Origin of the sequence: Escherichia sp. WS1451 (genome assembly GCF_046487365.1) — a bacterium.
Classification (GTDB): domain Bacteria; phylum Pseudomonadota; class Gammaproteobacteria; order Enterobacterales; family Enterobacteriaceae; genus Escherichia; species Escherichia coli.
Genome location: NZ_JBJQJP010000022.1, coordinates 17,824 through 36,514, shown reverse-complemented (window position 1 = coordinate 36,514; position 18,691 = coordinate 17,824). Strand labels below are relative to the sequence as shown.

At 53.5% G+C, this 18,691-nt stretch carries 18 protein-coding genes; 10 read left to right on the top strand and 8 right to left on the bottom strand.

The features are described from left to right. Window positions 1-235 precede the first annotated feature (235 nt). The 3 genes from folD (at window position 236) to ACJHX7_RS21495 (ending at window position 1,945) form a co-directional block, all read left to right on the top strand. The gene (folD, locus tag ACJHX7_RS21505) at window positions 236-1,102 is read left to right on the top strand and encodes a bifunctional methylenetetrahydrofolate dehydrogenase/methenyltetrahydrofolate cyclohydrolase FolD (RefSeq protein ID WP_000729161.1); all 867 of its coding nucleotides are present in this window, start codon (window positions 236-238) and stop codon (window positions 1,100-1,102) included. Window position 1,103: 1 nt separating this feature from the next. Further along, entirely contained in the window at window positions 1,104-1,316 is a 213-nt protein-coding gene (gene ybcJ, locus ACJHX7_RS21500) for a ribosome-associated protein YbcJ (protein ID WP_000190288.1), read from the top strand. Window positions 1,317-1,423: 107 nt separating this feature from the next. After that, window positions 1,424-1,945 carry a metal-dependent hydrolase gene (locus tag ACJHX7_RS21495; RefSeq protein WP_094030383.1) on the top strand — a complete coding sequence of 174 codons (522 nt, stop codon included), beginning with the start codon at window positions 1,424-1,426 and terminating at the stop codon, window positions 1,943-1,945. Between the two features lie 35 nt (window positions 1,946-1,980). Here the strand turns inward: ACJHX7_RS21495 and cysS are convergent, their stop codons facing one another. Then, entirely contained in the window at window positions 1,981-3,366 is a 1,386-nt protein-coding gene (gene cysS / locus ACJHX7_RS21490; protein WP_094030382.1) for a cysteine--tRNA ligase, read from the bottom strand. A 173-nt stretch (window positions 3,367-3,539) separates the two neighbouring features. On the opposite strand from cysS, the gene ppiB reads away from it, so the two are divergent. The 4 genes from ppiB (at window position 3,540) to purK (ending at window position 6,449) form a co-directional block, all read left to right on the top strand. Then, window positions 3,540-4,034, top strand: coding sequence for a peptidylprolyl isomerase B (gene ppiB, locus ACJHX7_RS21485; protein WP_000256006.1), 495 nt, complete (start codon window positions 3,540-3,542; stop codon window positions 4,032-4,034). Between the two features lie 2 nt (window positions 4,035-4,036). Further along, entirely contained in the window at window positions 4,037-4,759 is a 723-nt protein-coding gene (lpxH, locus tag ACJHX7_RS21480; protein ID WP_000212237.1) for a UDP-2,3-diacylglucosamine diphosphatase, read from the top strand. Between the two features lie 116 nt (window positions 4,760-4,875). Beyond that, the gene (gene purE / locus ACJHX7_RS21475) at window positions 4,876-5,385 is read left to right on the top strand and encodes a 5-(carboxyamino)imidazole ribonucleotide mutase (RefSeq protein WP_001295318.1); all 510 of its coding nucleotides are present in this window, start codon (window positions 4,876-4,878) and stop codon (window positions 5,383-5,385) included. Next, on the top strand, window positions 5,382-6,449 hold the full coding sequence (gene purK / locus ACJHX7_RS21470; RefSeq protein ID WP_000815528.1) for a 5-(carboxyamino)imidazole ribonucleotide synthase: 1,068 nt from the start codon (window positions 5,382-5,384) through the stop codon (window positions 6,447-6,449). The genes purE and purK overlap by 4 nt, the downstream gene beginning before the upstream one ends. Window positions 6,450-6,568: 119 nt before the next feature. On the opposite strand, the gene ACJHX7_RS21465 is transcribed toward purK, so the two are convergent. Genes ACJHX7_RS21465 through ACJHX7_RS21450 form a run of 4 tightly spaced genes read right to left on the bottom strand, consistent with a single transcriptional unit; the run spans window position 6,569 to window position 11,221 of the window. Next, window positions 6,569-7,462: a carbamate kinase gene (locus ACJHX7_RS21465; protein ID WP_000855373.1), complete on the bottom strand. Its 894-nt coding sequence runs from the start codon at window positions 7,460-7,462 to the stop codon at window positions 6,569-6,571. Further along, window positions 7,459-8,274, bottom strand: a complete 816-nt coding sequence (locus tag ACJHX7_RS21460; RefSeq protein WP_001361254.1) for a DUF2877 domain-containing protein — start codon at window positions 8,272-8,274, stop codon at window positions 7,459-7,461. Before ACJHX7_RS21460 ends, ACJHX7_RS21465 begins: the two co-directional genes overlap by 4 nt. 10 nt (window positions 8,275-8,284) lie before the next feature. Further along, the gene (locus ACJHX7_RS21455) at window positions 8,285-9,544 is read right to left on the bottom strand and encodes a DUF1116 domain-containing protein (RefSeq protein ID WP_088170208.1); all 1,260 of its coding nucleotides are present in this window, start codon (window positions 9,542-9,544) and stop codon (window positions 8,285-8,287) included. A gap of 9 nt (window positions 9,545-9,553) precedes the next feature. Continuing rightward, the gene (locus tag ACJHX7_RS21450) at window positions 9,554-11,221 is read right to left on the bottom strand and encodes an acyl-CoA synthetase FdrA (RefSeq protein ID WP_000580833.1); all 1,668 of its coding nucleotides are present in this window, start codon (window positions 11,219-11,221) and stop codon (window positions 9,554-9,556) included. A 316-nt stretch (window positions 11,222-11,537) separates the two neighbouring features. Between ACJHX7_RS21450 and allD the strand changes: the two genes are divergently transcribed. The 3 genes from allD to allE are packed head-to-tail and all read left to right on the top strand — an operon-like array spanning window position 11,538 to window position 14,640. Further along, window positions 11,538-12,587 (top strand): ureidoglycolate dehydrogenase, encoded by a 1,050-nt coding sequence (gene allD, locus ACJHX7_RS21445; protein WP_000703874.1) that lies wholly within the window; start codon window positions 11,538-11,540, stop codon window positions 12,585-12,587. A 21-nt stretch (window positions 12,588-12,608) separates the two neighbouring features. Then, entirely contained in the window at window positions 12,609-13,844 is a 1,236-nt protein-coding gene (gene allC, locus ACJHX7_RS21440) for an allantoate deiminase (protein ID WP_001361252.1), read from the top strand. A gap of 10 nt (window positions 13,845-13,854) precedes the next feature. Next, window positions 13,855-14,640 (top strand): (S)-ureidoglycine aminohydrolase, encoded by a 786-nt coding sequence (gene allE, locus ACJHX7_RS21435; protein WP_000540951.1) that lies wholly within the window; start codon window positions 13,855-13,857, stop codon window positions 14,638-14,640. Between the two features lie 129 nt (window positions 14,641-14,769). Here allE and glxK read toward each other — a convergent pair whose 3' ends face one another. Genes glxK through allB form a run of 3 tightly spaced genes read right to left on the bottom strand, consistent with a single transcriptional unit; the run spans window position 14,770 to window position 18,655 of the window. Continuing rightward, the gene (glxK, locus tag ACJHX7_RS21430) at window positions 14,770-15,915 is read right to left on the bottom strand and encodes a glycerate 3-kinase (RefSeq protein ID WP_410231693.1); all 1,146 of its coding nucleotides are present in this window, start codon (window positions 15,913-15,915) and stop codon (window positions 14,770-14,772) included. Between the two features lie 21 nt (window positions 15,916-15,936). Beyond that, complete coding sequence (locus ACJHX7_RS21425; RefSeq protein ID WP_001298336.1) at window positions 15,937-17,238, bottom strand: uracil/xanthine transporter; 1,302 nt, start codon at window positions 17,236-17,238, stop codon at window positions 15,937-15,939. 58 nt (window positions 17,239-17,296) lie between these two features. Continuing rightward, a complete protein-coding gene (allB, locus tag ACJHX7_RS21420) occupies window positions 17,297-18,655 on the bottom strand; it encodes an allantoinase AllB (protein WP_000006896.1) in 1,359 nt (452 codons plus the stop codon). Between the last annotated feature and the right edge of the window lie 36 nt (window positions 18,656-18,691).

Sequence of the window (18,691 nt, the reverse complement as noted above, 5' to 3'; positions counted from 1 at the left end):
TGTCAGGTATTTCTTAAATTATCTTAATCCTTAGACAAGGAAATAAATCAGTTCCAGATTTACAACGCCATCATGGACGAAAAATGAAGCTTTCAATCTCAGCGACGGTGCGCCTCACCTTCGCAAGAGGTCGCTTCACGCGATAAATCTGAAACGAAACCTGACAGCGCGCCCCGCTTCTGACAAAATAGGCGCATCCCCTTCGACCTACGTAACAGATGGAATCCTCTCTCTGATGGCAGCAAAGATTATTGACGGTAAAACGATTGCGCAGCAGGTGCGCTCTGAAGTTGCTCAAAAAGTTCAGGCGCGTATTGCAGCCGGACTGCGGGCACCAGGACTGGCCGTTGTGCTGGTGGGTAGTAACCCTGCATCGCAAATTTATGTCGCAAGCAAACGCAAGGCTTGTGAAGAAGTCGGGTTCGTCTCCCGCTCTTATGACCTCCCGGAAACCACCAGCGAAGCGGAGCTGCTGGAGCTTATCGATACGCTGAATGCCGACAACACCATTGATGGCATTCTGGTTCAACTGCCGTTACCGGCGGGTATTGATAACGTCAAAGTGCTGGAACGTATACACCCGGACAAAGACGTAGACGGTTTCCATCCTTATAACGTCGGTCGCCTGTGCCAGCGCGCGCCACGTCTGCGTCCCTGCACCCCGCGCGGTATTGTCACGCTGCTTGAGCGTTACAACATTGATACCTTCGGCCTCAACGCCGTGGTGATTGGCGCATCGAATATCGTTGGCCGCCCGATGAGCATGGAACTGCTACTGGCAGGTTGCACCACCACCGTGACTCACCGCTTCACTAAAAATCTGCGTCACCACGTAGAAAATGCCGATCTACTGATCGTTGCCGTCGGCAAGCCGGGCTTTATTCCTGGTGACTGGATCAAAGAAGGCGCAATTGTGATTGATGTCGGCATCAACCGTCTGGAAAATGGCAAAGTTGTGGGCGACGTCGTGTTTGAAGACGCGGCTAAACGCGCCTCATACATTACGCCTGTTCCGGGCGGCGTTGGCCCGATGACGGTTGCCACGCTGATTGAAAACACGCTACAGGCGTGCGTTGAATATCATGATCCACAGGGTGAGTAACATGGCGACATTTTCTTTAGGTAAACATCCGCACGTTGAGCTGTGCGACTTGCTGAAACTGGAAGGCTGGAGCGAAAGCGGCGCGCAGGCGAAAATCGCGATTGCCGAAGGCCAGGTGAAAGTCGACGGTGCGGTTGAAACGCGCAAACGCTGCAAAATCGTCGCCGGGCAGACAGTGAGTTTTGCAGGTCACAGCGTACAGGTTGTTGCCTGATCCCTTTCCCGGCCTGTAACAACAGGCCGGTTCTCTTTTCAGACTGTTGCCCTCTACGCCCCGTTCATCCATGCTGATAGCATCGACATTTTGCCGAAGCGACCATCATGCCAACCGTTATTACGCACGCCGCCGTTCCCCTTTGCATTGGTTTAGGGTTGGGTTCGAAAGTCATCCTTCCGCGCCTGTTATTTGCCGGAATCGTCCTGGCGATGCTGCCTGATGCCGACGTATTGTCGTTTAAATTTGGCTTTGCTTACGGCAATGTTTTTGGTCATCGCGGGTTTACCCATTCGCTGGTGTTTGCGTTTGTTGTCCCGCTGTTATGTGTGCTGATTGGGCGTCGATGGTTCAGGGCTGGGCTGATTCGCTGCTGGCTGTTTTTAACCGTCTCGTTGCTATCGCACAGCTTGCTGGATTCAGTAACCACTGGCGGTAAGGGCGTTGGCTGGCTGTGGCCGTGGTCAGATGAACGCTTTTTCGCTCCCTGGCAGGTGATTAAAGTCGCGCCGTTTGCATTGTCTCGTTACACCACAGCGTACGGGCATCAGGTGATTATTTCTGAATTGATGTGGGTGTGGTTGCCGGGGATGCTACTGATGGAAATGTTGTGGTGGCGCAGACGATAACCGGATGCGAAAACTCGCATCCGGCAACAGCGCAATTACTTACGACGCCAGGTGGTCCCTTGCGGGCCATCTTCCAGCACGATCCCCATCTCGTTAAGACGGTCACGCGCCGCATCTGCCGCCGCCCAGTCTTTCGCTTTGCGGGCATCCAGACGCTGTTGAATTAACGCTTCAATCTCTGCCACTTCGCTGTCGTCTGCCTGCGCGCCGCTTTGCAGGAACGCTTCCGGTTCTTGCTCCAGCAGGCCCAGTACGGCAGAGAGTTTGCGCAGGTGAGATGCCATTGCGTTCGCCGCTGCCATATTTTCTGCTTTCAGACGGTTCACTTCACGGGCCATATCAAACAGCACGGAATAGGCTTCCGGGGTGTTGAAATCGTCGTCCATCGCTTCAATAAAGCGCGCTTCAAATGCTTCGCCACCCGCAGGGGCAACAGATTTATCCGTACCGCGCAGCGCAGTGTAGAGACGCTCCAGCGCCGCACGCGCCTGCTTCAGGTTCTCTTCGCTGTAGTTCAGCTGGCTGCGATAGTGGCCCGACATCAGGAAGTAACGCACGGTTTCGGCATCGTAGTATTTCAGCACGTCACGCACGGTGAAGAAGTTACCCAGCGATTTGGACATCTTCTCGCGGTCAACCATCACCATCCCGGAGTGCATCCAGTAGTTCACATACTGGCCATCATGCGCACAGGTGGACTGAGCGATTTCGTTCTCGTGGTGCGGGAACATCAGGTCTGAACCGCCGCCGTGGATATCAAAGTGGTTACCCAGCTGCTTGCAGTTCATTGCCGAACATTCAATGTGCCAGCCTGGACGGCCCGCGCCCCACGGAGACGGCCAGCTCGGCTCGCCCTCTTTCGACATCTTCCACAGAACGAAGTCCATCGGGTTGCGTTTGTCATCGACCACGTCAACGCGCGCGCCTGCCTGCAGCTGGTCGAGATCCTGACGCGACAGCACGCCATAGGTCGGATCGGTCGGGACGTCGAACATCACGTCGCCGTTGTCCGCCACATAAGCGTGACCTTTGGCGATCAGTTGTTCAGTGAGTTCAATAATTTCTGCGATATGGTGCGTCGCGCGCGGCTCCATATCCGGGCGCAAAATGTTCAACGCATCAAAATCTTTGTGCATTTCGGCGATCATGCGATCCACCAGCGCCACAAAGCTTTCGCCATTTTCATTGGCGCGTTTGATGATTTTGTCGTCGATATCAGTAATGTTGCGCACATACTTCAGCTTATAGCCGAGGAAACGCAGATAGCGCGCGACCACGTCAAAGGCAACAAAGGTACGCCCGTGACCGATATGACAGAGATCGTAAACGGTGATTCCACACACGTACATGCCGACTTCCCCGGCGTGAATAGGCTTAAATTCCTCTTTTTGGCGTGTCAGAGTATTGAAGATTTTTAGCATCGAAGATTCCGTTTAGACATGTGTGGGTAATTGAGTTGCGTATAATACCCATATTTCCCGCGCGAATCAGCATACATTGCGTGATGATCCGATCGTGCGGTTATGCTATAACACCACCCTATATATGACCCGAACCGGGTTGAAGCACCAATCAAACGGAACAGGATGCAAAAATGGTTACTTTCCACACCAATCACGGCGATATTGTCATCAAAACTTTTGACGATAAAGCACCTGAAACAGTTAAAAACTTCCTGGACTACTGCCGCGAAGGTTTTTACAACAACACCATTTTCCACCGTGTAATCAACGGCTTTATGATTCAGGGCGGCGGTTTTGAACCTGGCATGAAGCAAAAAACCACCAAAGACCCGATCAAAAACGAAGCCAATAACGGTCTGAAAAATACCCGTGGTACGCTGGCAATGGCCCGTACTCAGGCACCGCACTCTGCAACTGCACAGTTCTTCATCAACGTGGTTGATAACGACTTCCTGAACTTCTCTGGCGAAAGCCTGCAAGGTTGGGGTTACTGCGTGTTTGCTGAAGTGGTTGAAGGCATGGACGTGGTAGACAAAATCAAAGGTGTGGCAACCGGTCGTAGCGGTATGCACCAGGACGTGCCAAAAGAAGACGTTATCATTGAAAGCGTGACCGTTAGCGAGTAATCGTGGCGACACTCTTTATTGCAGATCTTCATCTCTGCGCGGAAGAACCGGCGATCACCGCCGGTTTTCTGCGTTTTTTAGCGGGGGAAGCCCGCAAGGCCGACGCGCTGTATATTCTTGGCGATCTGTTTGAAGCGTGGATTGGCGACGACGATCCCAACCCACTCCATCGCCAGATGGCGGCAGCGATCAAAGCGGTGTCCGATTCCGGTGTTCCCTGTTATTTCATTCATGGCAACCGTGATTTTCTGCTCGGCAAACGCTTTGCCCGTGAAAGCGGCATGACGTTATTGCCGGAAGAAAAGGTGCTCGAACTGTATGGTCGCCGGGTATTGATTATGCATGGCGACACGCTGTGCACCGATGACGCCGGTTATCAGGCTTTTCGCGCCAAAGTCCACAAACCCTGGCTGCAAACGCTATTCCTCGCCCTGCCGTTGTTTGTGCGCAAACGCATTGCCGCGCGAATGCGAGCGAACAGCAAAGAAGCCAACAGCAGTAAATCGCTGGCGATCATGGACGTTAACCAAAACGCGGTGGTCAGTGCAATGGAAAAACATCAGGTGCAATGGCTGATCCACGGACATACCCATCGCCCGGCGGTACATGAACTTATCGCCAATCAGCAACCTGCTTTTCGCGTCGTGCTGGGTGCCTGGCATACGGAAGGTTCAATGGTGAAAGTCACGGCGGATGACGTTGAGCTGATTCATTTTCCGTTTTAAATACCCGCAACTTTGCTGATTTCACAGCCACGCAACCGTTTTCCTTGCTCTCTTTCCGTGCTATTCTCTGTGCCCTCTAAAGCCGAGAGTTGTGCACCACAGGAGTTTTAAGACGCATGTCTTCCCGCAATAATCCGGCGCGTGTCGCCATCGTGATGGGGTCCAAAAGCGACTGGGCTACCATGCAGTTCGCCGCCGAAATCTTCGAAATCCTGAATGTCCCGCACCACGTTGAAGTGGTTTCTGCTCACCGCACCCCCGATAAACTGTTCAGCTTCGCCGAAAGCGCCGAAGAAAACGGTTATCAGGTGATTATTGCGGGCGCAGGCGGCGCGGCGCACCTGCCAGGCATGATTGCCGCCAAAACGCTGGTGCCTGTGCTGGGCGTGCCAGTACAGAGCGCCGCACTGAGCGGTGTCGATAGCCTCTACTCTATCGTGCAAATGCCACGCGGCATTCCGGTGGGTACGCTGGCGATTGGTAAAGCTGGCGCGGCAAACGCGGCGTTACTGGCAGCACAAATTCTTGCGACTCATGATAAAGAACTGCACCAGCGTCTGAATGACTGGCGCAAAGCACAAACTGATGAAGTGCTGGAAAACCCGGACCCGCGAGGTGCGGCATGAAACAGGTTTGCGTCCTCGGTAACGGGCAGTTAGGCCGTATGCTGCGTCAGGCAGGCGAACCGTTAGGCATTGCTGTCTGGCCAGTCGGGCTGGACGCTGAACCGGCGGCGGTGCCTTTTCAACAAAGTGTGATTACCGCTGAGATCGAACGCTGGCCGGAAACCGCATTAACCCGCGAGCTGGCGCGCCATCCGGCCTTTGTGAACCGCGATGTGTTCCCGATTATTGCTGACCGTCTGACTCAGAAGCAGCTTTTCGATAAGCTCCACCTGCCGACCGCACCGTGGCAGTTACTTGCCGATCGCAGCGAGTGGCCTGCGGTGTTTGATCGTTTAGGTGAGCTGGCGATTGTTAAGCGTCGCACTGGTGGCTATGACGGACGCGGTCAATGGCGTTTACGCGCCGATGAAACCGAACAGTTACCGGCTGAATGCTACGGCGAATGTATTGTCGAGCAGGGCATAAACTTCTCTGGTGAAGTGTCGCTGGTTGGCGCGCGCGGCTTTGATGGTAGCACCGTGTTTTATCCGCTGACGCATAACCTGCATCAGGACGGTATTTTGCGCACCAGCGTCGCTTTCCCGCAGGCCAACGCGCAGCAGCAGGCGCAGGCCGAAGAGATGCTGTCGGCGATTATGCAGGAGCTGGGCTATGTGGGCGTGATGGCGATGGAGTGTTTTGTCACCCCGCAAGGTCTGCTGATCAACGAACTGGCTCCGCGTGTGCATAACAGCGGTCACTGGACACAAAACGGTGCCAGCATCAGCCAGTTTGAGCTGCATCTGCGGGCGATTACCGATCTGCCGTTACCGCAACCGGTAGTGAATAGTCCGTCGGTGATGATCAACCTGATTGGTAGCGATGTGAATTATGACTGGCTGAAACTGCCGCTGGTGCATCTGCACTGGTACGACAAAGAAGTCCGTCCGGGGCGTAAAGTGGGGCATCTGAATTTGACCGACAGCGACACATCGCGTCTGACCGCGACGCTGGAAGCCTTAATCCCGCTGCTGCCGCCAGAGTATGCCAGCGGCGTGATGTGGGCGCAGAGTAAGTTCAGTTAACCTGGTACTCATATTCCTGCCGGATGCGGCGTGAACGCCTTATCCGACCTGCGGAAGTGGTGATATTTCCAGGTCGGATAATCAGCGTCGCATCAGGCACAAATGTCTAATGCCTACAACTACAGCGAAATACAGGTCCCCGCTTCGCCCGCCAGCGTCTCTTCAATCCGCGATAACGCCCCAATCCACGCGGGTTTACCACGGCTTCTGACATAGCCACTCACCGCCGTTACCTTCGGCCCCATCGAACCATCGGCTTTGGCAAATGGCGCTAACTCATCCGGTGTGGCATGGCGAATGGCACGTTGCTGCGGCGTTCCCCAGTTTTCATATACCGCATCAGCATCGGTGAGGATCACCAGTCCATCGGCATTAATCTGCTCGGCGAGCAACGCAGCGGCGAGATCTTTATCAATCACCGCTTCACTCCCTGCCCCGTCTTCCGCCACAGGCACACCGCCGCCGCCACTGCAAATCACCACATGCCCCTCTTTGAGCAACAACTCGATGGCTTCGCTGTCGAGAATTTTACGCGGTTGCGGAGACGCCACCACCCGGCGCAAATATTTACCATCACGTTTCATCTGCCAGCCGTAAGCCGCTTCCAGTGCCTCTTGTTCTTCTGGCTGATAAACCGGACCGATAAACTTCTCTGGCTGTAAAAACGCCGGATCATCAGGCGAAACCTCAATGCGCGTCAGCACCGTCGTGACAGGCGGCATCTGCGGCTGTGCGCTCAAGCTCTGCGCCAGCATATAGCCAATCATCCCCTGGCTTTCCGCCACCAGCACATCCAGCGGATACGGTTCTACCTCTTTCCACGCCAGATTCTGTAACGCCAGCAGTCCCACCTGCGGTCCGTTGCCGTGAACAATCGCCAGCCGATAAGAACGGGCCAGGCGCGCCAGCGCGGGTACAGCACTGGCAATATTGCGATATTGATTTTCTGCCGTCAGCGCCTCACCGCGCTGGAGTAAGGCGTTGCCCCCAAGAGCCACAACCAGTGTTTTCATGGTTTTCCTTGTAATAATTGTTGGCCAAGCCAGAACCCCAGCAGCGTATCGGCCCCTGACGTATGCCCCAGCGCCAGCAGCGAATCGATCGCCGCTGCGGTACGTTTCGGGCAACTCAGAGCATGAACAAAGTGCAGGAGTGGCGAGGCGAAATATCCTTGCGCGGCATAACGTAAATAACTGACGCTCACCGCTGTGGTAACGAGTTGAAGATTGTCGGAACAGGCAAAAAACGGGCGACCGGAGCGCGCATCTAAAGCGCCATAATACCAGGCCGCCAGCAGCATTCCGCTCAGCGTGTCATCATGACTTGGCGTTAATCCGGGGCCTTTACCCAGCCAGTGCCGCCAGTCGGTCTTAACGCCATTGAGCGCGGCCTGAAAACAGTGACGAAACTGGCGTAATTCAGCAGGCAGCGGATCGCTTGCCGCCAACGCCAGCGGCCCGAAAAGCCCGGTTTCCTCCGCGCGTTGCATCCATGCAGCCGCAAGCGGTTGAGGATGCGCAGGCGGCGTAATACGTAGCAAACAATAACGCTGTGGCTGTTTAACCGTGAAACGCCCGAGGCGAATCCCTTGAGCCACAACCTGTGGTCGTTCATTGCCGCATAATCCACCGCATAACGCATCGAATTGCGCGCGGCGAAGCACCCATCCTCCGGGGCCGAAACCACTACCCTGACGATGCAGCGTTAACAGTTCGCCGCTTTCCGTCATCAGGTTAATCGCCCGCCGCCACACTCCCGCTAACCGCCAGGACTGGCGATAATTCGGTGCGCTACTACTGGCAAGCAGAGGATGGATGATCGTCATTGCGCGTTCCTCAACCAATCCCCATGCTTTCAGCCAGTGCTTCCAGCGCCTGTTCAAAGCAGGCCAACGGTGCACGCACAGTGCCTGCGCCAATCTGCCCGATCCCCGCCTCTTTATGGGCGATACCCGTATTGATGAGTGGCGTAATGCCGGTTTCTACCACGCGACGAATATCCAGCCCCAGACACGCGCCCTGGAAATCCCAGCCAGGGATCTGCAACTGCATATTGCGCTCAAGGAAGATTTCCGCCATCTCTTCAGATACCGCTCTGGCCGCTTCCATGCCACCCGCACCGACAAAGCGCGTTACGCCAGGCGCTGCGATCATTGCCGCACCTCCGATACCAAAGGTTTCGGTAATCGCGCTATCGCCCATATCCGGGTTCGCCTGCTCCTGCGAGAAGCCGGTGAAAAACAGACCTTGGGGAGTGTTTACAGGCGCAGTAAACCAGCGCTCGCCCAGCCCACTTACCCGAATCCCGAACATATTGCCGTTGCGGGTCATAGCCGTGACGATGCTGCCTGCGCGGATCATCGCGCCTGCATCCATCGCCGCCTTGCAGTAAGCCATCGCGAGGTTGAGGAAGAACTGATCGGTCACGCTGAGGAAATCCATCACTTCCGCGATGTGCTGTTTATCATGATCGAGGCGAGCAATTTGTGGGGCCAGCGCACGCATTAACAGTGCAGAGGAAGCAATGTTGCGCTGATGGAACTCATCGCCCATGGTAATGCCCTGCGCCATCATCGCGGTGAGATCGATACCGCGCTCCATGCGCCCCAGCGCCGCGCTTAATACTGGCATTAACACATCGCGCATCCAGCGATGGCGAGTCAGGACATCTTCGCCGTAAGCGCCAAAACGCATCACTTTGCCGATACCTTCGTTGAGGTTGCAGTAGGCCCGGTTGCCGTCGGTCACGTTCTCGACCACCAGCATCGGCATACTGGCAGAAGTAATGCCACCCATTGGCCCGACGGCATTTACATGGTGACAAGGAATGAAGTTCACTTCCCCCTGCTCCAGCATCGCCAGCGCCTGCGCTTCATCTTTCGCCCAGCCTTCGAACAGACATGCGCCCACGCACGCCCCTTTCATGGGTCCGGTCATCTCCTGCCAGCGCATTGGCGGCCCGGCGTGAAGCAGTGTTTTGCCCTCGTTTAGTTCGCTGATAAGTGAAGAAGCCGGTTGCACATCCAGCCAGTGTGGACGAGCGCGACGAATTTGTTCGATAACCGCAGCATTGGCTTGCGCCACTGATGTAAACATGGGAACCCCTTATTGCAAACGTTCTAATAAACGAGCCAGTTTTTTATTGCCGCCGGCGACTGGCGACCATTGGTAATGCACAACCGGTTTGCTGGCGCTTTGTAGCTCCAGCGCAAAGCTGCGTAATCCGATGTTAATCACGGCGACGTTTTCCAGTAATGACGGTGTGTGTTGCTGTGTGGCAGGCGAGAGCGGATGAATTAACGCCGCCGCCAGCAAGGTGGCTTCCGGTAGCGAACTCACTACCGCGATCCCCGCATCTTCCAGCGTGGCGATTTGCTGCGCGCGGCATTGCGGGTCACGTTCAGTGCCTGTCACCGTGGCAATGGCATACAGTGGTTGATTGTCTGAACGCGCGGCACAGGCTTTTTGCCAGGCGCTCACCAGCGAGGCGGCAGGATCGGCGGTCGCACCGAAGCCAATCACGACATCAAGCAGCAACACGCGCACTTGCGGTTTAGCGCCGAGATCGGCAATTAACAGGTTGCGTAAGGTCGGGTCGATCATCGGATGGGGACGCCCGACGGTGTAAAAATCATCGCCCAGGTCGAGGATCTGATGTCCGTCGGCGTCCAGCATCATGCCATGTTGATGGGTATCGTCGGCTTCCACGCCAAGGTGTCCGGCAAGTAATCCCGCCGCTTCAGCAGCCAGCGTACCGCCGGTATACAAACCGCAAATAAATCCGCTGCTGACAGGCGCTATCGCGTTACGTCGCGCAGTGACGCGTGAAAGCAGACAAGCCAGGCGTGCGGCCTCATCCAGCGAGGAGGCAAACCAGACATTCTCGTCGCGGGCCACCGCCGGGGTATAACCTAAAAACAGCGCCACCGTCGGTTTGCCAGTTGCTTTCATGGCATTAACAATTTTCAGACGCACAGCTTCGGCAGGTGGTTTTGAAACAAATGCCAGCACTTCGCTTTTCTCGTCTGCACTGAGCATTTCCAGCGCCGTCAGCGCACTGATGCCGCCAACTTCACGGCTGAGGTCACGCCCGCCAAGGCCAATCGCATGAGTAATTCCCTCCCCTGCCAGCGCAATCTGTGAGCACAGCTCCTGAATCCCGGTACCGGAAGCGCCAATGACGCCAATGTTGCCTTCCGGCATCACGTTAGCAAAAGCCAGCGGCGTGGCGGCAATCATCGATGTACCGCAGTCTGGCCCCATCACCAGCAAGCCTTTTCCCCGCGCGCGGGTTTTAAGTTGGATTTCATCTTCCAGCGTGACGTTATCGGAGAACATCATCACGTTGAGGTTGCGATCCAGCGCCTGGTTCGCCAGCTCCGCCGCATACTCACCAGCCACTGAAATCAGCGCCAGATTGGCATCGGGTAATTTCTGACAGGCACTGTCCCAGCGACGCACCTGCGTCAACGCCTGGCTGCTGCCTGAACCCTGCGCCAGTTGTTTTAGCGCCTCTTCAAGCTGTTGCATAATCGCCTGCGCGATCCCCGCATCCGCCGCTTCGCTACGAATTGCCACGCAAATATCGTTCGGCGTGGCGTTATTAAAATCGTCATGCCAGAAACCTGTGGTATCTAATAACGCTTTATTGGCGGGCGTACCCATCATTACGGAAACATCATCAACATTTTCTGATTCGCTGAGTTTTCGTGAAATAATCATTAAACTGACCGAATCCTGAAAACACCCTTTTTTAATAAAGGCGTGGATCATAACAACTCCTTAAAAATTGCACCCATGGCAATTGCACGAGCAGTGTTAATGTGGCGATTACGGTATCGATGACAACGAGTAAATAAGGTGATGAATATCACACAGGGATTATTAACAAAAGAATTCAAATAACCGCCAGGTTATTACGCGTTATTTTTTAATAAGCGTGGTTGTTTTAAAAACCAGGTTAAAAGCGAGCGGATTATCAAATAAATTCTAACTATATTTTTTTGCCTGTCTGGATCACATAATCCAGATATTTTCCCTGTATGTTAATTGCAGTCATGCTTCACACCGTCGTTAAAAAGGAAGACAGATGAAAATCAGTCGGGAAACACTCCACCAGCTAATCGAGAATAAACTCTGCCTGGCTGGGTTAAAACGTGAGCACGCTGCAACCGTGGCTGAAGTATTGGTTTACGCCGATGCCAGAGGGATCCACTCTCATGGCGCGGTGCGCGTGGAATACTACGCCGAACGTATTTCAAAAGGCGGCACCAACCGCGAACCAGAGTTTCGTCTTGAAGAAACCGGACCGTGCTCGGCAATTTTACATGCCGACAATGCCGCCGGACAGGTCGCGGCGAAAATGGGTATGGAACATGCCATCAAAACCGCCCAGCAAAATGGCGTTGCGGTGGTCGGTATCAACCGGATGGGTCACAGCGGCGCAATCTCTTATTTTGTGCAGCAGGCAGCCCACGCCGGATTGATTGGTATTTCAATGTGCCAGTCCGATCCAATGGTGGTGCCGTTTGGCGGCGCGGAAATTTACTACGGTACTAACCCACTGGCCTTTGCCGCGCCGGGAGAAGGCGACGAGATCCTTACCTTTGATATGGCGACGACCGTACAGGCATGGGGAAAAGTGCTCGACGCCCGCTCGCGCAATATGTCTATACCCGATACCTGGGCGGTCGATAAAAACGGTGCGCCAACAACCGATCCGTTCGCGGTACATGCTCTGCTCCCCGCAGCTGGGCCGAAAGGGTATGGCCTGATGATGATGATTGACGTCCTCTCAGGCGTCTTACTCGGCTTACCGTTCGGGCGACAGGTTAGTTCGATGTATGACGATTTACACGCCGGGCGTAATTTGGGGCAATTACATATCGTTATTAATCCGAGCTTTTTCTCCTCCAGCGAATTATTCCGTCAACATCTTAGCCAGACCATGCGCGAATTAAATGCCATTACCCCCGCGCCCGGTTTTAATCAGGTTTATTATCCCGGACAGGATCAGGATATTAAACAACGCAAAGCCGCCGTCGAAGGCATCGAAATTGTTGATGATATTTACCAGTATTTGATTTCCGACGCGCTTTATAACACGTCATACGAAACGAAAAATCCCTTTGCGCAATAATTATTGAGACAGGACTTTCTTATGATTACACATTTCCGTCAAGCTATAGAAGAAACGCTGCCCTGGCTTTCCTCTTTTGGCGCTGACCCAACCGGCGGTATGACCCGTTTACTTTATTCGCCGGAATGGTTGGAAACCCAGCAGCAATTTAAAAAAAGAATGGCAGCAAGTGGGCTGGAAACACGTTTCGATGAAGTGGGGAATTTATACGGTCGACTGAGTGGCACCGAATATCCACAGGAAGTGATTCTGAGCGGTTCGCATATTGATACCGTGGTTAACGGCGGTAACCTCGACGGGCAATTCGGTGCGCTGGCGGCGTGGCTGGCAATTGACCGGCTGAAAACGCAATACGGCGCGCCGTTACGTACGGTCGAAGTGGTGGCGATGGCAGAAGAAGAAGGCAGCCGCTTCCCGTATGTCTTCTGGGGCAGTAAAAATATCTTTGGGCTGGCGAATCCTGACGACGTGCGGAATATCTGTGATGCCAAAGGAAATAGTTTTGTCGATGCGATGAAGGCTTGCGGATTTACTCTGCCGAACGCCCCACTAACTCCGCGTCAGGATATTAAAGCCTTTGTCGAACTGCATATCGAACAGGGCTGTGTGCTGGAAAGTAATGGGCAGTCAATTGGCGTGGTGAATGCAATTGTCGGGCAACGTCGCTATACGGTGACGCTGAATGGCGAATCAAACCATGCAGGCACCACGCCGATGGGTTATCGTCGTGATACGGTTTACGCTTTCAGTCGCATTTGCCATCAGTCGATCGAAAAAGCGAAAAAGATGGGCGACCCGCTGGTGCTGACCTTTGGTAAGGTGGAGCCGCGCCCGAATACGGTGAATGTGGTGCCGGGTAAAACCACGTTCACCATTGATTGTCGTCATACCGACGCCGCCGTGCTGCGCAATTTCACCCAACAGTTAGAAAACGACATGCGGGCGATTTGCGATGAAATGGATATTGGTATTGATATCGATTTATGGATGGACGAAGAACCCGTGCCGATGAATAAGGAGCTGGTCGCCACCCTGACAGAATTGTGTGAAAGTGAAAAACAGAACTACCGGGTAATGCACAGTGGTGCCGGACACGACGCGCAAATTTTCGCGCCTCGCGTGCCGACCTGCATGATTTTCATTCCCAGCATCAACGGGATCAGTCATAACCCGGCGGAACGCACCAATATTACCGACCTTGCCGAAGGGGTCAAAACGTTGGCACTCATGCTTTATCAACTTGCCTGGCAGAAATAAGGAGTTATAAATGGGATATTTAAATAACGTCACCGGTTACCGCGATGATTTACTGGCTAACCGTGCGATTGTGAAACACGGTAATTTCGCGCTGTTAACCCCGGACGGCCTGGTAAAAAATATTATTCCGGGCTTTGAAAATTGTGACGCGACAATCCTCTCCACGCCAAAACTGGGTGCCTCCTTTGTTGATTATCTGGTCACACTGCATCAAAACGGCGGCAACCAACAGGGCTTCGGTGGCGAAGGCATTGAAACGTTCCTGTATGTGATCTCTGGAAATATCACTGCCAAAGCCGAAGGGAAAACATTTGCCTTAAGCGAAGGTGGCTATCTTTATTGCCCGCCAGGCTCCTTAATGACGTTTGTTAACGTCCAGGCCGAAGACAGCCAAATCTTTTTATATAAGCGTCGCTATATTCCGGTAGAAGGTCATGCGCCGTGGCTGGTTTCTGGCAATGCCAGCGAACTGGAACGCATTCATTATGAAGGCATGGACGATGTTATTCTGCTGGATTTTCTGCCCAAAGAGTTAGGTTTTGATATGAACATGCATATCCTCTCTTTTGCACCAGGTGCCAGCCACGGTTATATCGAAACCCACGTTCAGGAACACGGTGCCTATATTCTTTCCGGTCAGGGGGTTTATAACCTCGACAATAACTGGATCCCGGTGAAAAAAGGCGATTACATCTTTATGGGCGCTTATTCTTTACAGGCTGGTTATGGCGTAGGGCGTGGTGAAGCGTTCAGCTATATTTACTCGAAAGATTGCAACCGCGACGTAGAGATTTAAGTCATACCACTCGCCTGATTATTTTTAGCTATGTTGGATTTTGCCACGGTTTATTCCGTGGCTTTTTTTGCGGTAAATTCAGGTAAAAAACGGATGCGATATAAATCGCATCCGCTTTAAAGGTAATAGTCAGTTTTTAATTCCCTGACCTATTTTAATGGCGCAGGCAATATTTCGTGCGCTGTTGAAGAGATTGGTTTCACCGCTGGCGAGCACTTCGGCTAAAGGTGCCAGACGTGGCAAAATGCTGAACACCGCGTCAATGCCGTACTGGTGCACCACTTCCACGCCATCACCCAATACGCCAGCAATCCCAATCACCGGGACATTAAACTGCTTCGCCACCGACGCCACGCCCAGCGGCGCTTTACCACCTGCCGTTTGCGAATCGATGCGCCCTTCCCCGGTGATCACCAGCGCTGCACCCTGCACCGCCTGCTCCAGGTTGACCGCCCGCAGTACAATCTCAATACCCGGTTTAATATCCGCATTGAGGAATACCGCCGCCGCAATACCCATACCGCCTGCAGCGCCGCCGCCCGCCATCTGACAGACGTTGATTTCAGTTTGCTGTTGTAAAACACGGGCGTAATTTTGCAGCCCCTGTTCCAGCTCTTCGACCATTTCCGGCGTTGCCCCTTTTTGCGGACCAAACACCGCCGCCGCGCCGCGAGCCCCTACCAGCGGGTTATCAACGTCACATGCTACTTCAATATGACAGTTCGCCAGACGCGGATCGCATTCATTCATCTCAATACTTGCCACCCGCGCTAAATTGCCGCCGTTAGCCGCCAGCGGCTGACCGTCGGCATCAAGGAAACGCACACCGAGCGCCTGCGCCATGCCCATACCGCCGTCGACCGTCGCGCTACCACCAATGCCGAGAATAATATGGCGAATGCCGTTATCCAGCGCATGGCGAATTAACTCCCCCGTACCAAAACTGGAGGCCAGCAACGGATTACGCTTTTCAGGCGCGACCAGCATCAGACCACTTGCTGCCGCCATCTCAATCACTGCCGTTTTCCCGTCGCCGGTAAGTCCATAAAAAGCATTCACTTTTTCGCCCATCGGCCCGCTGACTTCAAGCTTCACGATGTTACCGCCCGTCGCGGCGACCATCGCCTCCACCGTCCCTTCGCCGCCATCCGCTATCGGCAAACAGATATAGTGCGCATCGGGAAATATGGTCGAAAACCCGGCTTTAATTGCCTGACAACATTTTTCTGCACTTAAGCTCTCTTTAAAAGAGTCTGGCGCAATGACAATCTTCATTATCAATCCTTTTTCAACAAATTATTCGATGCGTTCCCACGGAATAAGATTATCCATAAGAACAGCCAGTAAAATTCCGACCAGTAAGCCGTTACTGAGCAGAGGACGAAGCGTTAATGGAAGGTCTTGCAGATACACAGGCGGTAATGCCATTAAAAATATGCCGACAAATAACGGCAATGCGAGTCGATAAATATTGCGAGCGGTAAACGTTATTTGCTGGCTAAACACCAGCGCGGAAAAGAGTAAAGGCAGATAAGAAACCAACATGACCGCGCTACTCACCGGTAAAGGGATACTGCAAAACAGTCGTGTGAGTGCCGGAACCAGTGCCACCAGCAGGCAAATAACGCTGCCATAAATAAACGATCGTCGCGTGTAATCGCCAGTCTGGGTTAATAAACCAATGGATGAAACAAACGGTGAAAATGGAATTACCGCCAGCGGCACGGTTATCAGCGTCATAAATCCGGTCGCCACAAAGCTGCGACGATAACGCGTATTCCCCGCGCCCTGTTGCGGATAAAAAACATCCGTGCCACGAATCGCACCGTAGGTATTGCTGATATTTACCAGACCTGTAATCACCGCCGTCAGAATAATCCCCGGCGACAAAGCACCGCCACTGCCGAGCGGGAACCACTGCCAGTGCAACTCACCGGAGAGCGAATGCGAAGAAGGAAAGCAAAAGTACCACAACAACCAGCCGGTTATCGTACCGACCAGCAGGCCATAACGGGCAAAACGTTGCGGCAGGAAGATAATCATCGCCAGTACCAGGCACATCACCGCCACCGAGAGCGCGAACGGCGGTAACTGAATTTTAAAATTCGGGTCGGCTATGCCAAACGGCAGCCCGAGCATACCTTTGAAAAAGATAGTGGTCAGCTGCGCGCCCAGCATCAACATAAACAAGACCATCACCGACGGCGTAAATAACCGCGCCAGACGATGACCTAATCCGCTAAAACCAATCAACATCGTCAGCACGCCAGAGAGCGCAATTCCCACCGCCAGGCTGGTAGCGATATCGTTGATCGGTGTCCCGCGCGATGCTTCGCCAAGGGTGATAGTCAGGATGGTTCCCCACCACAGGCCACCCGGCCCTTCCATAATAGCGCGACGATGACCGCAGAACGCCTGAGCGAAGCAGGCCAGTGCGGTAGCAAGAAAAGCATATTGCGTGAGCGTAAGCAGGCTACTTTGCGGCAACTGAAAAGCAGAAAGTAGCGTAGGAGGAACCACAACCGTGTTGCAAAAAATAAAGAAAAACCACTGAAATCCTGATAACAGGCTTTCGCGGCCCACTGCAAAATTGAACATAAACACACCTTAACCGGAGAATGCCCGCCACAAGGACGGGCATTGCAGGGCCAGATTACTACTGATGTTTAAGGATAAATTGACCTTTCGGCGCAACAGGGAAGCCCTGTTCGATGTCGTAAATCACATCACCACGTAAGATGGTTTTCGTGATACGCGCGCCAATAGTACGGCCAACATACGGGCTGACTTTGTGGCGATATTCCAGATCGTCATTGGTAAGAACATAGCTGCTATTCGGCTGAATGAAGACGAAGTCGGCATCTTTTCCTGGGGCGATACGGCCTTTTTGCTGCAGACCGAAAATATCTGCTGCGTTAGTCGCCATTAATTTGCCGAACATTGGCAGAGACATTCCGCGTTTCTGTACCGCTTCATCGAACATCACGTCCATGCAGCTTTGCAGACCAGCGATACCGCCCCACGCTTTCATGATGTTACCGGCTTTCATTTCCGGCGGGCATGGAGAGTGGTCGGAAACCAGGCAGTCTATTTCACCGTTAAACAGTTTTTCCCACATGCCTTTCTGGTTTTCCAGATCGCGGATCGGCGGTGAACACTTCGCCAGAGTACCGATTTCTTCGAACTGATCGGTATCCAGCACAAAGTAATGCGGGCAGGATTCACAAGTAACGTCCTGACCTTCCTGACGTGCACGAGTCACTTCTTCAACGCCTTCCGGGCTGCTGATATGGCAAACGTGCAGACGGCAACCGGCAACTTTCGCCAGGTACAGCACGCGGCGAATCGCTTCCACTTCGGTAAATACCGGACGCGAAGCCACATAGTCATGTGCGGTTACGCGGCCTTCACGCTTCGCTTCTTCGCCAAGTTCGTCACAGATCAGCGCGTTTTCGCAGTGCACCAGCACCGGCTGTCCCAGTTCGCCCAGCTTCTGCGCACCTTTGAAGAACTGCCAGTCATTGACGTCACGGAAGTCGTTGTCGATACCGCGATCGCCACAGGTCGCAACGAAGCATTTGAAGCCGACAACGCCCACTTCATCCAGCTCATGCAGACGGTCGATGTTGTAAGACACCAGGCCACCGAGTTGCGCCGCATCGATAGTCAGCTTGCCTTTAGCGGCATCAAACTTCAGTTCAATTGAGGCGCGGTCAACCGTTGCAGGCAGCTGGTTGAGCGGCATTTCGATCATGGTGGTGATACCACCTTTTGCTGCTGCGCGAGTACCGGTTTCATAACCTTCCCAGTGGCTACGACCCGGCTCAGAAATATGGGTGTGCGCATCAACCATGCCTGGCGAAACCACCAGACCAGACGCATCCATAACTTCTTTTGCATCGCCCAGATCCTGACCGATAGCAGCAATTTTTCCGCCTTTAACGGCGATATCTACAACGCGAGCTTCGTTTTCTAAAATAACGGTGCCGTTTTTAATGATTAAATCAAAAGACATAACAAACTCCTTGTAAAATACAGATTGGTTTTTTAA

What these genes read in the sequence shown, in the direction of transcription:
- folD (WP_000729161.1), top strand. Translation starts at nt 236, where the DNA reads ATGGCAGCAAAGATTATTGACGGTAAAACGATTGCGCAGCAGGTGCGC.
- ybcJ (WP_000190288.1), top strand. Translation starts at nt 1,104, where the DNA reads ATGGCGACATTTTCTTTAGGTAAACATCCGCACGTTGAGCTGTGCGAC.
- ACJHX7_RS21495 (WP_094030383.1), top strand. Translation starts at nt 1,424, where the DNA reads ATGCCAACCGTTATTACGCACGCCGCCGTTCCCCTTTGCATTGGTTTA.
- cysS (WP_094030382.1), bottom strand. Translation starts at nt 3,366, where the DNA reads ATGCTAAAAATCTTCAATACTCTGACACGCCAAAAAGAGGAATTTAAG.
- ppiB (WP_000256006.1), top strand. Translation starts at nt 3,540, where the DNA reads ATGGTTACTTTCCACACCAATCACGGCGATATTGTCATCAAAACTTTT.
- purE (WP_001295318.1), top strand. Translation starts at nt 4,876, where the DNA reads ATGTCTTCCCGCAATAATCCGGCGCGTGTCGCCATCGTGATGGGGTCC.
- purK (WP_000815528.1), top strand. Translation starts at nt 5,382, where the DNA reads ATGAAACAGGTTTGCGTCCTCGGTAACGGGCAGTTAGGCCGTATGCTG.
- ACJHX7_RS21465 (WP_000855373.1), bottom strand. Translation starts at nt 7,462, where the DNA reads ATGAAAACACTGGTTGTGGCTCTTGGGGGCAACGCCTTACTCCAGCGC.
- ACJHX7_RS21460 (WP_001361254.1), bottom strand. Translation starts at nt 8,274, where the DNA reads ATGACGATCATCCATCCTCTGCTTGCCAGTAGTAGCGCACCGAATTAT.
- ACJHX7_RS21455 (WP_088170208.1), bottom strand. Translation starts at nt 9,544, where the DNA reads ATGTTTACATCAGTGGCGCAAGCCAATGCTGCGGTTATCGAACAAATT.
- ACJHX7_RS21450 (WP_000580833.1), bottom strand. Translation starts at nt 11,221, where the DNA reads ATGATCCACGCCTTTATTAAAAAAGGGTGTTTTCAGGATTCGGTCAGT.
- allD (WP_000703874.1), top strand. Translation starts at nt 11,538, where the DNA reads ATGAAAATCAGTCGGGAAACACTCCACCAGCTAATCGAGAATAAACTC.
- allC (WP_001361252.1), top strand. Translation starts at nt 12,609, where the DNA reads ATGATTACACATTTCCGTCAAGCTATAGAAGAAACGCTGCCCTGGCTT.
- allE (WP_000540951.1), top strand. Translation starts at nt 13,855, where the DNA reads ATGGGATATTTAAATAACGTCACCGGTTACCGCGATGATTTACTGGCT.
- glxK (WP_410231693.1), bottom strand. Translation starts at nt 15,915, where the DNA reads ATGAAGATTGTCATTGCGCCAGACTCTTTTAAAGAGAGCTTAAGTGCA.
- ACJHX7_RS21425 (WP_001298336.1), bottom strand. Translation starts at nt 17,238, where the DNA reads ATGTTCAATTTTGCAGTGGGCCGCGAAAGCCTGTTATCAGGATTTCAG.
- allB (WP_000006896.1), bottom strand. Translation starts at nt 18,655, where the DNA reads ATGTCTTTTGATTTAATCATTAAAAACGGCACCGTTATTTTAGAAAAC.